The sequence below is a fragment of the Paraburkholderia bryophila genome (genome assembly GCF_013409255.1).
GTDB lineage: Bacteria > Pseudomonadota > Gammaproteobacteria > Burkholderiales > Burkholderiaceae > Paraburkholderia.
The window spans coordinates 2,810,452-2,824,046 of record NZ_JACCAS010000001.1 but is presented as its reverse complement, the minus strand read 5'-3'; the positions used below and the strand labels follow the sequence as shown (position 1 = coordinate 2,824,046).

Genomic DNA, 13,595 nt, shown 5'->3' with positions numbered 1-13,595 from the left:
TGAGGTTTTCTCGTAATCCGGTGAACAATCCAAGCACTCGCTACTTCCCAATGCAGAACCTGCTGAAAATTACCCCAAGCAGATCGTCCGAGCTGAATTCACCCGTGATCGAATTCAGTTGATCCTGGGCGAGCCGCAGTTCTTCAGCAAACAGATCCAACGCCTGCGAGTTCTGATCCGCATGCGCGGCCGCCGTCGCGAGATGCTCCTCGGCGGCACGCAGGGCGATCAGATGACGCTCGCGCGCCAGGTAGACGCTTTCGGCCCCCGCTTGCCAGCCGGCAATCCGCAGCAGCTCGTCGCGCAGTAGCGCCACGCCATCGCCCTGTTTCGCCGACAGCCGCACCTCGCTGAGTTCGGCGTCGGCATCGAGCGCTTGCGTTGCCGGCGCGAGGCCGGTCAGATCCGTCTTGTTCAGCACGCGCACCACCGGCACTCCGCCGGGGAAGCGGGCGGCGATCGTTTCATCTTCGGCGGTCATGCCGATGCGTGCATCGAGCAGATGCAACACCACGTCCGCGCGTTCGATTTCGCTCCAGGTGCGCGCAATGCCGATCTTTTCGACTTCATCCTCGGTATCGCGCAGGCCTGCCGTGTCGATCACGTGCAGCGGAATGCCTTCGATCTGGATGGTTTGCGCGACCTTGTCCCGCGTCGTGCCGGCGATCGGCGTGACGATCGCCAATTCCGCGCCAGCCAGCGCGTTCAGCAACGACGACTTGCCGACGTTCGGCTGCCCCGCCAGCACCACCGACAGGCCCTCGCGCAGCAGCGCGCCTTGGCGTGCTTCGCTCAGCACATGCGCGAGGCGTTCGCGAATGCGTGTGAGCTTGCCGCGGGCGTCGGCGGCTTCGAGGAAGTCGATTTCCTCTTCCGGGAAGTCGAGCGTTGCTTCGACCAACATGCGCAGTGTGATGACGTCTTCGACCAGCGCGTGAATGTCGCGCGAAAACGCGCCGTCGAGCGAGCGGCCGGCCGAACGCGCGGCGGCTTCGGTGCTGGCCTCGATCAGATCGGCGACGGCTTCGGCTTGCGCCAGGTCGAGCTTGTCGTTGAGGAAAGCGCGGCGCGTGAATTCGCCCGGCTCCGCGAGACGCAGGCCGAACGCGCGGCCGGCCTCGACGCAGCGCTGCAGCACGAGTTGCAGCACGACCGGACCGCCGTGGCCTTGCAGTTCGATCACGTGTTCGCCGGTGTACGAATGCGGCGCCGGAAAGTAGAGCGCGATGCCGCGGTCGAGCACGTTGCCGCTGCTGTCGAGGAACGGCACGTAGCTCGCGTGACGCGCTGTAAGCGACTGACCGGTGAGCGCCTGCATCAGCGCCTGAGCCGCCGCTTCTCCCGCGCGGCCGAACGAGATCCGCACGACGCCGATGCCGCCTCGACCGGGCGCGGTGGCAATGGCGACGATGGGATCGGAATCGGTGGTGAGCATGGAGGCTTGGCAAAAAACGGAGGGGGAAGGGCGGCGCGGCTCTGCGTAGCGTGGGCCGACGCGGCGCGAGGCATTGTAACGCGAGCGTTTGCCAGCGTTGACGACGCGTGGCTTCCCGCTAAGGTGGCACGTCGCATCGATCGCTTTACCCCGCTGACTGGGATTTATCTTAAATAGGCTAGGAATGCGCGGCGAGTCCTGAGAATAATTAGGAGCGCCTGGGCAGGCCGAATCGCCCGGAAGGCCATCCAATAAGGAAAAGATCAAAAAAGTTGAAATCGATGGAACGCGTTGCGCGTCGCGGCAGACAAGCTAAATTTATCTCAATTACGCCACGCCATAGCTCGCGGGGTTGTCAACAGACGGGACGCCGAATTGCACAATCCGGCGCATGCCGACCAAACAAGAAAAAGCCGCCTTCGCCAAGAGGCTGAAGGGCCTGCTGGAGCCGCTCAAGATCCGCGGTGGGACGAAGCTCGCCAAGGAATTCAACAAACACTATCGCGGCGAGCCGGTGACGCCGCAAACCGCGCATAAGTGGCACTCGGGCACCACCATTCCGATGCCCGACAAGTTGCGCACGTTAGCCGAATGGCTGCTGGTGACCGAGCATTGGCTCCGCTATGGACCGTCGCCGGGCATGGCCGCGAAGCCGCTCGCTCGCGAGGAGAAGTATCCGCCGTCGCCTGAAATCATCGAACTGGCTTCGAAGATCGGAGCGCTGAATCCGAAGGACCGCTTTCTGGTCGAGGAGATGATCGTGCGGTTTTACGGTGAAGAGGTGGAATTGGTGGAAGAGATGAAAGCGGGGGAGGGTGAGACGTAGCGAGCGTTGCGGGGTGTGAGAGTGAGTGCAAGTGCTGTGGCTCGCCTCGCGTCGCCTCGGGCACCACTTTCTCCCAGCGATTCGGATTTATCTCAACTAAGCTAGGATTGTTACTGCGATTGTTGAGACAAATTAAGACTTTCTACGACGGTCGTGCCGCTGACACGCCCGTCATATAAAGAAAAATCAAAAATTTTGAATTCGTCGAAACGGCTTGCGTGAAGCGGGATACAAGCTAAATCTATCTCAAATACGCTAAATCATAGCTCGTATGGTTGTCAACTGGTTAGACGCTGAATTGCACAATCTGGCCCATGCCGACCAAACAAGAGAAAGCGGCCTTTGCCAAGAGGCTGCGTGACCTGCTAGAACCGCTGAAAATTCGCGGCGGGACCAAGCTCGCCGAACAGTTTAATCTGCGCTATCACGGGGAGCGTCCGGTGACGACGCAAGCCGCCCACAAGTGGTTGTCGGGCGCGACGATTCCGAAGCCGGACAAGCTGCGCATGCTGGCCGAATGGCTGAACGTGAAAGAGCATTGGCTTCACTACGGACCGGCGCCGGGCGCGAATGCCAGGCCGCTCGCGCGGGGCGAGAAGTATCCGCCTTCGCCCGAAACGATCGAATTGGCGTCGAAGATCGAGTCGCTTACGCCGAAGGACCGGTTCCTCGTGGAAGAGATGATCGTGCGTTTTTACGGCGAGGACGCGACGGGAGAATAACCGCGGCGTTTGCCGGCCGAGCATTGACGCGCTGACCATGAAAAAAGCCGCCCGGTTTGCACTGGGCGGCTTTTCTTTTTACGCGCTGCTGCGTTTTTCAGTACCGCGGTCAGTTCGCGTCGGCGTGAATCGGTCTTGCTGACAGCGAGCGCTCTAGCGCTCGCTGTCAGACCTGATCTCAGGCCGCTTTCGTCTTCGACTTGCCCATCATCCGCGTGATGTAGTACTGCTGGGCGATCGACAACACATTGTTCACGACGTAGTACAGCACCAGACCGGCCGGGAAGAAGAAGAACATGACCGAGAACGCGATCGGCATGAACATCATCATCTTGGCTTGAACCGGGTCCGGCGGCGTCGGGTTCAAACGCGTCTGCAGGAACATCGAGACGGCCATCAGCACCGGCAGGATGAAGAACGGATCCTGTTGCGACAGATCGTGAATCCACAGAATCCACGGCGCGCCGCGCATTTCCACCGACGACAGCAGCACCCAGTACAGCGAGATGAACACCGGAATCTGAATCACGACCGGCAGACAGCCGCCGAACGGATTGACCTTCTCGGTCTTATACAGCTCCATCAGCGCCGAGTTCATCTTCTGCGGATCGCCCTTGAAGCGTTCGCGCAGCGCTTGCATGCGCGGCGTGATCGCCTTCATGCGCGCCATCGACTTGTAGCTCGCGGCCGACAGTGGGAAGAACACGGCCTTGATCAGCAGCGTAAGCAGCACGATCGACCAGCCCCAATTGCCGACATAGCTGTGGATCTTCTCGAGCAGCCAGAACAGCGGCTTCGCGATGATGGTGACCCAGCCGTAGTCCTTCACCAGTTCCAGACCCGGTGCGATGCCTTCGAGCATGCGCTCTTCTTCCGGACCAGCGAACAGGCGCGCGGAGACGTCGACCGTTTGGCCCGGGGCAATCGTCGCCACCGGTTGCTTCACGCCGACGCGGTACAGCGCCGGATCGATCTTCTCGACGTAGATGTCGCGCTTCGCGCCTTGCTGCGGAATCCACGCCGACGCGAAGTAATGCTGCACCATCGCGACCCAGCCGTTGTCGGCCGAATTGACGAAGTCTTCCTTGTTCTTGTCGATGTCGCTGAACGTCATCTTCTGGAAGTGATGCTGGTCGGTGTAGACAGCCGGCCCGATGAACGTGTGCGAGAAGCGCGGCGTTTCCACCGGCTGATCGTCACGCACCAGTTCCATGTAGACCGACGGCGTCACCGGCGCGGTGCCGACGTTCTGGATCTTGGTGTCGACGCCGATCACATAGCTGCCACGCGTGAACGTGTAGGTCTTGATGACCTTCACGCCACCCTTCACCGGCGATTCGAAGCTGAGCTGGAACGATTTCTCGTCGCCCGTCAGGTCGTGCGGCTGGTTCGGCAGCGGCGTGTAGATGTCGTTGTGGTTCGGGAAATCGCCGCCGAGCAGACCGGTGCGCGCCAGATACGTATGGTTCGCGGTGCGGTCGAACAGCGTGATGACCAGGTCCGGTGTCTTGCCGTCGCCTTGCTTCACGAGCGACAGCTTCGACAGCGTGCCGCCGCGGGTGTCGATCTCGCCGTTATAGACGTCGGTGCCGAACTTGATCAGTTGCGATTGCGCGGCGGCCGGCGCGTTGCCCGGAGCAGCTGCGTTCGTCGCCGGCAAATCGGCGGGCTGGGTTCCCGGCGTCGTGGTTCCCGGTTCGGCGCTACCGACGGTGTGCGTCGGCGTGGCGCTCGGGAAGAACATCGACGGGCGTCCGTGGTCGCGTTGCCAGTTGTCGAACAGCATGACCGCTGACATGAAAAAGATGACCCATAGGACGGTGCGTTTGATATCCATGCGTTGTCTCAGTGTCGATGGAACGGCGCGTCAGCGCTTTTCAGAAGTGGGAGGCGGGACGAGATCGATGCCGCCCGCGGAAAACGGGTGGCAACGGCAAATACGCCTGGCGGCGAGATAAGTCCCGCGCGCGGCGCCATGATACTGGATTGCTTCGCGCGCGTAATCAGAGCAGGAAGGGTAAAAACGGCACCGGTTGCCGAGCATTGGGCTCACGGCAACCTTGTAGAAACGCAATAAAGCGAAGAGTACCGTTTGCATGGCTGGTGCGGCTAACAGCGCCGCGCAACGTGGAGGTCCGGGTGATGCCCGCGCAGCAGGGCTACGGGAGCCGCAAAGCGGCGCAACGGGCAGTCACTTGAGCGTCATTCCGTTTGGGGCGCTTCCGCGGGCGGCGCCTGACGACGGACAATTTCGCGCGCTGCCTTGTCGAGCAGCGCCTCGATTTCGCTGCGGCACAACGCCCTCAACGGCGGCGACGAGGCGCTCGGCAAAGCTTTCTTGTCGAAGCGCGTATGCAAACGCAGCAGCACATCCCAACCGCCAAATTCCGCGCGACGCAGCCGGAAGGCTTCACGCGCGATTCGACGTACCAGATTACGCGTGGCCGCGCGCGGCGCGTACTTCTTGCCGATCACGAGGCCAAGACGTGCGTCGTTGCCGGTGGGCCGGCCGTACACCACGAAGTGCGCGGTGCGGCGCCACGGGCGCAAACGAAAAACGGATGAAAATTCATCCGTTTTCAGTAGCCTTGCGGCTTTGGGGAAGGCGGCTTGCGCTCGCAACGGAACCGAGCCCAGTTGCGGCGCCCCACCTGTTCCCGCCTCACCGCAGGCTTCAGTCACAGCGCGCAATCCGCTCGCCTGCCTTAGATGGCGAGGCGCTTGCGGCCCTTCGCGCGACGTGCGTTGATGACCTTGCGGCCACCTGCGGTCTTCATGCGAACGCGGAAGCCGTGGGTGCGCTTGCGACGGGTAACGGAAGGTTGGTAAGTACGTTTCATGTTGCTCTCACTTGATCGACTGATCGAAAAATAACCGCACGATCATCGCTGAAGCGGCAATGGCCGGAGGTTTACAGAATTGGTTTTCGCGGAACCCGCTATTTAAACCGGTTTTCTGTTGGCCGTCAATAGTTTAGCGCTCGCGGCCCTGCGACGGCGCTGGCTCGGGCCGATGATCCGTCCCTGTGGATAACTCCCTTCCGGGTAGCATTTGGCGTTAGAATCTCGCCTTACTTCCCAAAAATCCTGCACGCCGCTCCGGCTCGCTTGCCCCGCAAACCCTTGTGGCACAAGCGCCTGGAGCCATTGCGCCTGGCTGCTCAGGGCCTTGTTGCGCGCACGCAACAAGGGCAGCGGCGACCGCCGTGCACACCATAACGACAGCAACTCGATGAACGATTTCTGGCAACACTGTTCCGCATTGCTGGAGCGTGAGCTTACGCCCCAGCAGTACGTGACGTGGATCAAACCGTTGGCCCCGGTCGCCTTCGACGCCGCTGCGAATACGCTTAGCATCGCCGCGCCGAACCGCTTCAAGCTCGACTGGGTCAAGAGCCAGTTCTCCGGCCGCATCGCGGATATGGCCCGCGATTTCTGGCAAGCCCCGGTCGACGTGCAGTTTGTTCTGGACCCGAAAGCCGGCATGCGCGCGCCGCAAGCCACGTCGTCGCCGGGTTCGACTCGTCCTGTTTCGTCCTCATCCGCGCCGATGGGCGGTCATTCCGGCGGAGGCGCCGCAGTGGACGCGGCCGTCGGCGCCGTGCAAGCGGCGCATGCCACACGCGCCGGCGGCGTGAATGCCGCTGCGCAGCAACATGCGAACGCGCGCGCTGCATCGGCCGCCGCCGAAGACGCCGCCGACCTCGATCTGCCCAGTCTCGACGCGAACGAAGCCGCGGCCGCCCGTCGCACGTGGCGTCCGGGCCAGAGCGCGAGCTCGAACGGCAACGGCGAAAACGATTCGATGTACGAGCGCTCGAAGCTCAACCCGGTGCTGACCTTCGATAACTTCGTGACCGGTAAGGCCAACCAGTTGGCGCGCGCCGCGGCGATTCAGGTCGCGGATAACCCCGGCATCTCGTACAACCCGCTGTTCCTGTATGGCGGCGTCGGGCTCGGCAAGACCCACCTGATCCACGCGATCGGCAACCAGCTTCTGATGGACAAGGCCGGCGCGCGGATTCGCTACATCCACGCGGAACAGTATGTGTCCGACGTGGTGAAGGCTTACCAGCGCAAGGCGTTCGACGATTTCAAGCGCTACTACCACTCGCTCGACCTGCTGCTGATCGACGATATTCAGTTCTTCTCGGGCAAGTCGCGTACACAAGAGGAATTCTTCTACGCATTCGAGGCGCTGGTCGCGAACAAGGCGCAGGTGATCATCACCAGCGACACGTATCCGAAGGAAATTTCGGGGATCGACGACCGTCTGATCTCGCGCTTCGACTCCGGCCTGACGGTGGCGATCGAGCCGCCCGAGCTGGAAATGCGCGTCGCGATTCTGATGCGCAAGGCGCAGTCGGAGTTCGTGAGCCTGAGCGAGGACGTCGCGTTCTTCGTCGCGAAACACTTGCGCTCGAACGTGCGTGAGCTGGAAGGCGCGCTGCGCAAGATCCTCGCGTATTCGAAGTTCCACGGTCGCGAAATTACGATCGAACTGACCAAAGAAGCGCTGAAAGACCTGTTGACGGTGCAGAACCGCCAGATCTCGGTGGAAAACATCCAGAAGACGGTTGCGGACTTCTACAGTATCAAGGTCGCGGACATGTATTCGAAGAAGCGTCCGGCGAATATCGCGCGACCGCGGCAGATTGCGATGTATCTCGCGAAGGAACTGACGCAGAAGAGTTTGCCGGAAATCGGCGAGCTGTTCGGCGGACGTGACCACACCACGGTGCTGCACGCGGTGCGCAAGATCGCAGCCGAACGCGGCACTGACGCGCAACTGAACCACGAATTGCACGTGCTGGAGCAGACGCTGAAGGGCTAAGCAAGTCGACTGGGAAAAACGACCTGTTTATTTCCAAACTCGCCCCCATTTTAGTGAGGCGGTTCCGTTTTCAGGCACAATACAGGTTTAACCGCCCGGCGGCCGCGGGCGGATTTCACGCTGTGGCAGGCGCTGCGTGGCGCCGGCGGGGGGCCACGGCTGTGAGCTGGATCGCTTGCCTGGCAAGGCGCGCAGGCCGTTATATCAACGAAGGAACTCTATGCAACTGGTCAAGACCGAACGCGATAACCTCCTCAGGCCGCTGCAAACTGTGAGCGGCATCGTCGAACGCCGCCATACGTTGCCGATCCTCGCCAATTTGCTGATTACCAAGAACGGCCCTGACGTGTCGTTCCTGTCCACCGACCTCGAGTTGCAGATCACCACGCGTGCCGATTTCGGCGTGGGCGGCGATTCGGTGGCGACCACGGTGGCAGCAAGAAAGCTCCTCGACATTCTGCGCGCCATGCCCGACGGGCAGGTCACGCTCACGCTGAACGACAAGCGTCTGACCGTGCAATCCGGCAAGAGCCGCTTTGCGCTGCAAACGCTCGCCGCAGACGAATTCCCGACGGTCGCGCAAGCTAAAGACTACGGTGCGAACCTCGTGGTTCCCCAGAAGACGTTCCGCCAGTTGCTCGGCATGGTCCATTTTTCGATGGCCCAGCAGGACATTCGCTACTACCTGAACGGCATGCTGCTGGTGGTGGACGGCGATCAGCTGATGGCGGTCGCGACCGACGGTCACCGTCTGGCGTTCTCGTCGATGAAGATCGAAGGCACGTTCGCGCGTCAGGAAGTGATTATTCCGCGCAAGACGATTCTGGAATTGCAGCGTCTGCTGGAAGACATCGACGACACGCTGAAGATCGACATCGCGCAAACGCAGGTGAAGTTCACGTTCGGCCAGGTCGAACTGGTGTCGAAACTGGTGGAAGGCAAATTCCCCGACTTCCAGCGCGTGATTCCGAAGTCGCATAAGAATCAATTTTTGATCGGCCGTGAAGAACTGCAGCGCTCGCTGCAACGCGCCGCGATTCTGACGTCGGACAAATTCAAGGGCGTGCGCTGCATTATCGAGCCGGGCCAGTTGAAGATCATGTCGACCAACGCCGATCAGGAAGAGGCGCAGGAAGAACTGGAAATCGCGTACGACGGCGACAGCGTCGATATCGGGTTCAACGTCACGTATCTGCTCGACGTGCTTGCGAACCTGAAGGTCGACATGTTGCAAGTGAGCCTGGGCGACGCCAGCTCCAGCGCGTTGATCACGATTCCCGAGAACGACGAGTTCAAATACGTAGTGATGCCGATGCGCATCTAACGCGTCCAATACCGAGAAGACACCAAGGGGCGCAGTGCCCCTTTGGCGTTTTTATGGTGTTTTGAAAAGTCCCGAGCAGCAACCTTGCAGTAACGCAGAACCGGAAAAAATCCATGACTGAAACGAACAATACGCAACCCGACAACAGCTACGGCGCCTCGTCCATTCAGATCCTCGAAGGTCTGGAGGCGGTGCGCAAGCGGCCGGGGATGTACATCGGGGATACATCGGATGGCACCGGTTTGCATCACCTCGTGTTCGAGGTGCTCGACAACTCCATCGACGAAGCATTGGCCGGGCATTGCAACGACATCCAGGTGATCATTCACGCGGATAACTCGATCTCGATCACCGACAACGGCCGCGGTGTGCCGACCGGTCTGAAGATGGACGACAAGCACGATCCGAAGCGCAGCGCCGCTGAAATCGTGATGACCGAGTTGCACGCCGGCGGCAAGTTCGACCAGAACAGCTACAAGGTGTCCGGTGGTTTGCACGGCGTGGGTGTGTCGTGCGTGAACGCGCTGTCGGCGTGGTTGCGTCTCGTGATTCGTCGCGACGGTAAGAAGCACTTCATGGAGTTTCACCGTGGCGTGCCGCAGAACCGCATCATCGAAGAGATCGATGGCGTGGCCGTGTCGCCGATTCAGGTGACGGGCGATACCGAGAACCGCGGTACGGAAGTGCACTTTCTCGCCGACGACACGATTTTCGGCAATGTCGAATATCACTACGACATTCTGGCCAAGCGGATTCGTGAACTGTCGTTTTTGAATAACGGCGTGCGGATTCGGTTGACGGATCAGCGCTCGGGTAAGGAAGAAGATTTTGCGTTTGTGGGCGGCGTGAAGGGTTTTGTTGAGTACATCAACAAGAACAAGGCCGTGTTGCACCCGAATATTTTCCACGTCAGCGGCGAGAAGGACGGCATTGCCGTCGAAGTCGCGATGCAGTGGAACGACAGCTACAACGAAAACGTGCTGTGCTTCACCAACAACATTCCGCAGCGCGACGGCGGCTCGCACCTGACCGGGTTGCGTGCGGCGATGACGCGTGTGCTGAACAAGTACATCAACGATCACGACGTCGCCAAGAAGGCGAAGGTCGAGACGTCGGGTGACGATATGCGCGAAGGGTTGTCGTGCGTGTTATCGGTGAAGGTGCCGGAGCCGAAGTTCAGTGCGCAGACGAAGGACAAGCTGGTGTCGTCGGAAGTGCGCGCGCCGGTGGAGGATGTGGTCGCGAAGGCGCTCGAGGAGTTTCTGCTTGAGACGCCGATCGACGCGAAGATCATTGTCGGGAAGATCGTCGACGCGGCTCGCGCGCGGGATGCGGCTCGGAAGGCGCGCGAAATGACGCGGCGTAAGGGCGTGCTCGACGGCGTTGGCTTGCCTGGGAAGCTCGCGGATTGCCAGGAGAAGGATCCGGCGAAGTCCGAGATTTATATCGTCGAGGGTGACTCGGCAGGCGGGTCGGCGAAGCAAGGCCGCGATCGGAAGTTTCAGGCGATTTTGCCGCTGCGCGGCAAGGTGCTGAACGTTGAAAAGGCGCGGTTCGATAAGCTGATTTCTTCCGAGCAGATCGTTACGCTCATTACAGCGTTGGGTTGTGGGATCGGCAAGGACGATTACAACCTGGAGAAGCTGCGTTATCACCGCATCATTATCATGACCGATGCTGACGTGGACGGCGCGCATATTCGGACGCTGCTGCTGACGTTCTTCTATCGTCAGATGCCGGAGATGATCGAGCGTGGGTTTATCTATATTGCGCAGCCGCCGCTGTTCAAGATCAAGGCGGGGAAGGATGAGCGGTATTTGAAGGATGAGTCCGAGGTCAATGCTCATATCTTGAAGCTGGCGTTGCAGGGCTCGGAATTGGTGCCGGCTGAAGGCGCTACGCCGATTACTGGCGATGCGTTGGGTGAGTTGGCTCGTGCTTATTTGCTGGCGCAGGCGGTGGTGAATCGGTTGAGCCGGTTGTATGACGCTGGCGCGCTTGAAGCGGTGATGGATGGGGTCGTGATGGACCTGTCCAGTGAGGAAGCGGCTGAGGCTTCGGCTCGGGCGATGGAAGCGAAGTTGCGCGATGAACCGTTGAAGCCTGAAGTTAAGGTGACGACGACGTATGACGAGGTGCGTGAGTTGCGCTCACTGCGCGTCGCGCGGACGCATCACGGGAATCAGAAGATTTTTGTTCTGGATGAAGAGTTTCAGCTGACTGCGGATTATCGACAGCTTATTAATACGGCTAATACGTTTAAGGGGTTGATTCAGACGGGCGCGGTGATCAAGCGGGGCGAGCGGAGTATGGCTGTGACCGACTTCAAGAGTGCGATGAAGTGGTTGCTGGCTGATGCTGAGCGCAACATCTCGAAGCAGCGGTATAAAGGCCTTGGCGAGATGAATCCTGGGCAGCTTTGGGAGACCACGATGGATCCGACCGTGCGTCGCCTTCTTCGTGTGCAGATTGAGGATGCTATTGCGGCTGATGGCATTTTCACTACGCTCATGGGCGATGATGTGGAGCCGCGGAGAGCGTTTATTGAGTCGAATGCGCTTAGGGCGGGGAATATTGATGTTTAACGTTGTAGGTTCTCAGCGATCGTGAAAAACGTGTCACTGAAATGAAAAAAAATTCTCAGTGGTCGTGAAAAATTAGATCACTGGCGTAGCCCGGTCGACTGCCTATGTCGTCCGGGCTTCTTTTTTGGAATTATTGGTATTTGACGGGATATCGGCGATTTCCACTGCATCGCCGAAATTGCCCTTGTTCACGTGCGTCACCATATGACGCATTGCAACCCAAATCGGACAGCTACAGCTTTCATCGTCCCGTCCGCAGTTCGGCTAGAGTCGGCCACCGTGCACATGAAGGGGCTTACTTCACCGCTTCCCATGGCCGCCGTGATATGTCCGACACTCTCTCGTTACCGGACAAGCAAGCGGCGAAATGGGAGGGCAACAAGGGTATTTGTCGGCTGGGTGATGTCCTCTCGCTCACTGATCGACGCGCTTCTTTTTTAGATCGGCCATCTCAACCAACTCTTGTACCACCGTACGCAACGCCGGCATAAGGTTGTCAATGTCTTGCCGTTGCGCGGTGAAGCGCCGGCTGTGCGCCGACTGATCGCCTATGTCTTTTAGCTTCGGCAACGCGTTCTTCGCATTGCGCGATAGCCCCCAGCTAGGTTCCGCCAGTAACGCCGCAATCAGATCGCGTAGATACAAGAAGTCCCCGTCCCGATTCTTGATGTTCGCGGCAAGTCCGCGCGCCTCGTAAAGCTCGATGATCAAAGTCTCGACCAGCCGACGGATCATCACCGCAGAGGCGTCGTACCAGCCGCCCGCGTACGCGCCGTTCACTTGGTGGGCAATCCGCTCTAGATAGTTGCGGGTATTACGCAGAAGTGACATGTACACCACCGCTTCGTCGGCACTCGGCGCGCCCTCCTCAGGCGGTGGGCTGTGTAGGCGCATGGCCTCCTGCAGCGCCCGCGCGGCCTTCATCGCATTTGACAGGTCCATCGGCGCGCTCAGGTGCGGAAGTCTTTAAGGTGCTTGGCCATGCTTTCGAAAATCTTGTCGATCTGCTCCGCATTACTCTCGGGCGAGATGTGAATTTGCACGTCGATGTGCAGCTTCGGCGAGAACGCGCTGCCGCCAGGCGGGTGCTGCTGGTGGCTGTGCTCGGCCGGCCCCGGGTTGGCCGACGGCACCTGTGCGGCCGTGGCCTTCGCCGCTTTGGACGAGGACTTCGGCGTGACCGCTGCGCGTGCGGTCGCCTTCTCCTTTGCCGGCTTCTCGTTGGCTTTGCCTATATCGCCCTCCAGCAACATAAGGTACACACGCGCGTATTTGACGGCGGCGCTGTCGCCCGTTTTCGTATCGTGCGCAAACCACGCGGTTACACGGTTCATCGGCGCGTTTGCAGCGTCCGGGAACGCGTCGTGTAGCCCGGTCGGGTAGGTGCTTTTGATGAGCTGCCCGCACACCGACGCGTACTTCTCATCGTCGCGCCAAGCGAAGGCCAGATCGGAGGGCTTACCTGCGTCGTTAATCAACCCGAAGGTTCGCAGCGACGGCAGGACATTTGCGCTCGCGGATCCCGGGCTCATGTTGAGGGTCGCCGCGAGGTACGCGGGCGTAACTTCCCCTGGCACCTTCTGCTTGAACTTCTCCCGCAACGTGAACCATGTGTTCCGTGCGATCACCGGATACCCGCGCTTCTTATTCTCTTCCGCCACGTATCCCCCTCGGTAGGTGGGTTGTCGTTCGGCACGCACCCCCGGTGCGTGCCCTCAATTCCGAGAGATAGTGACATAGATTATGGCTTACTTGCGCCGATCCGTTGTCGATGCGAAAGGATTCGAACCTTCGATGCTCCGATCCCAAATCAAACGCACTCTTGGTCTCCGGCGTCTAGGGATGTCATCGACGGGCAGGTGGTCGGCAC

12 protein-coding genes are annotated in these 13,595 nt (G+C 60.1%); 5 read left to right on the top strand and 7 right to left on the bottom strand.

All coding sequences use genetic code 11. The features are described 5' to 3' along the window. Nucleotides 1–40: 40 nt before the first annotated feature. Complete coding sequence (gene mnmE, locus GGD40_RS12520; RefSeq protein ID WP_179707551.1) at nucleotides 41–1,435, bottom strand: tRNA uridine-5-carboxymethylaminomethyl(34) synthesis GTPase MnmE; 1,395 nt, start codon at nucleotides 1,433–1,435, stop codon at nucleotides 41–43. A 391-nt stretch (nucleotides 1,436–1,826) separates the two neighbouring features. Between mnmE and GGD40_RS12515 the strand changes: the two genes are divergently transcribed. Further along, nucleotides 1,827–2,261 (top strand): XRE family transcriptional regulator, encoded by a 435-nt coding sequence (locus GGD40_RS12515; protein ID WP_179743882.1) that lies wholly within the window; start codon nucleotides 1,827–1,829, stop codon nucleotides 2,259–2,261. Nucleotides 2,262–2,575: 314 nt separating this feature from the next. After that, nucleotides 2,576–2,983 (top strand): XRE family transcriptional regulator, encoded by a 408-nt coding sequence (locus GGD40_RS12510; protein WP_179743881.1) that lies wholly within the window; start codon nucleotides 2,576–2,578, stop codon nucleotides 2,981–2,983. A 178-nt stretch (nucleotides 2,984–3,161) separates the two neighbouring features. Here GGD40_RS12510 and yidC read toward each other — a convergent pair whose 3' ends face one another. The 4 genes from yidC to rpmH form a co-directional block, all read right to left on the bottom strand. After that, the gene (gene yidC / locus GGD40_RS12505) at nucleotides 3,162–4,820 is read right to left on the bottom strand and encodes a membrane protein insertase YidC (RefSeq protein WP_179707545.1); all 1,659 of its coding nucleotides are present in this window, start codon (nucleotides 4,818–4,820) and stop codon (nucleotides 3,162–3,164) included. Between the two features lie 30 nt (nucleotides 4,821–4,850). After that, nucleotides 4,851–5,081, bottom strand: coding sequence for a membrane protein insertion efficiency factor YidD (gene yidD / locus GGD40_RS12500; protein WP_081936011.1), 231 nt, complete (start codon nucleotides 5,079–5,081; stop codon nucleotides 4,851–4,853). Between the two features lie 104 nt (nucleotides 5,082–5,185). Beyond that, nucleotides 5,186–5,665, bottom strand: coding sequence for a ribonuclease P protein component (locus GGD40_RS12495; protein WP_373565281.1), 480 nt, complete (start codon nucleotides 5,663–5,665; stop codon nucleotides 5,186–5,188). A 23-nt stretch (nucleotides 5,666–5,688) separates the two neighbouring features. Further along, complete coding sequence (rpmH, locus tag GGD40_RS12490; protein ID WP_004198824.1) at nucleotides 5,689–5,823, bottom strand: 50S ribosomal protein L34; 135 nt, start codon at nucleotides 5,821–5,823, stop codon at nucleotides 5,689–5,691. Between the two features lie 391 nt (nucleotides 5,824–6,214). On the opposite strand from rpmH, the gene dnaA reads away from it, so the two are divergent. The 3 genes from dnaA to gyrB all read left to right on the top strand — a co-directional run bounded on the left by dnaA (nucleotide 6,215) and on the right by gyrB (nucleotide 11,725). Beyond that, nucleotides 6,215–7,816 carry a chromosomal replication initiator protein DnaA gene (dnaA, locus tag GGD40_RS12485; RefSeq protein ID WP_218900877.1) on the top strand — a complete coding sequence of 534 codons (1,602 nt, stop codon included), beginning with the start codon at nucleotides 6,215–6,217 and terminating at the stop codon, nucleotides 7,814–7,816. Between the two features lie 220 nt (nucleotides 7,817–8,036). Then, nucleotides 8,037–9,140 (top strand): DNA polymerase III subunit beta, encoded by a 1,104-nt coding sequence (gene dnaN / locus GGD40_RS12480; RefSeq protein WP_035554206.1) that lies wholly within the window; start codon nucleotides 8,037–8,039, stop codon nucleotides 9,138–9,140. A 113-nt stretch (nucleotides 9,141–9,253) separates the two neighbouring features. Continuing rightward, nucleotides 9,254–11,725, top strand: a complete 2,472-nt coding sequence (gene gyrB, locus GGD40_RS12475; RefSeq protein WP_179743879.1) for a DNA topoisomerase (ATP-hydrolyzing) subunit B — start codon at nucleotides 9,254–9,256, stop codon at nucleotides 11,723–11,725. Between the two features lie 414 nt (nucleotides 11,726–12,139). On the opposite strand, the gene GGD40_RS12470 is transcribed toward gyrB, so the two are convergent. Beyond that, nucleotides 12,140–12,667 carry a DUF4145 domain-containing protein gene (locus tag GGD40_RS12470; RefSeq protein ID WP_218900876.1) on the bottom strand — a complete coding sequence of 176 codons (528 nt, stop codon included), beginning with the start codon at nucleotides 12,665–12,667 and terminating at the stop codon, nucleotides 12,140–12,142. 8 nt (nucleotides 12,668–12,675) lie between these two features. After that, nucleotides 12,676–13,386 carry a DUF5343 domain-containing protein gene (locus tag GGD40_RS12465; RefSeq protein WP_179743878.1) on the bottom strand — a complete coding sequence of 237 codons (711 nt, stop codon included), beginning with the start codon at nucleotides 13,384–13,386 and terminating at the stop codon, nucleotides 12,676–12,678. Nucleotides 13,387–13,595: the final 209 nt, after the last annotated feature.

Excerpts from the sequence above, each read along its gene's own strand:
- mnmE (WP_179707551.1), bottom strand. The coding sequence starts at position 1,435 with ATGCTCACCACCGATTCCGATCCCATCGTCGCCATTGCCACCGCGCCC.
- gyrB (WP_179743879.1), top strand. The coding sequence starts at position 9,254 with ATGACTGAAACGAACAATACGCAACCCGACAACAGCTACGGCGCCTCG.
- dnaN (WP_035554206.1), top strand. The coding sequence starts at position 8,037 with ATGCAACTGGTCAAGACCGAACGCGATAACCTCCTCAGGCCGCTGCAA.
- dnaA (WP_218900877.1), top strand. The coding sequence starts at position 6,215 with ATGAACGATTTCTGGCAACACTGTTCCGCATTGCTGGAGCGTGAGCTT.
- rpmH (WP_004198824.1), bottom strand. The coding sequence starts at position 5,823 with ATGAAACGTACTTACCAACCTTCCGTTACCCGTCGCAAGCGCACCCAC.
- yidD (WP_081936011.1), bottom strand. The coding sequence starts at position 5,081 with ATGCAAACGGTACTCTTCGCTTTATTGCGTTTCTACAAGGTTGCCGTG.
- GGD40_RS12515 (WP_179743882.1), top strand. The coding sequence starts at position 1,827 with ATGCCGACCAAACAAGAAAAAGCCGCCTTCGCCAAGAGGCTGAAGGGC.
- GGD40_RS12470 (WP_218900876.1), bottom strand. The coding sequence starts at position 12,667 with ATGGACCTGTCAAATGCGATGAAGGCCGCGCGGGCGCTGCAGGAGGCC.
- yidC (WP_179707545.1), bottom strand. The coding sequence starts at position 4,820 with ATGGATATCAAACGCACCGTCCTATGGGTCATCTTTTTCATGTCAGCG.
- GGD40_RS12510 (WP_179743881.1), top strand. The coding sequence starts at position 2,576 with ATGCCGACCAAACAAGAGAAAGCGGCCTTTGCCAAGAGGCTGCGTGAC.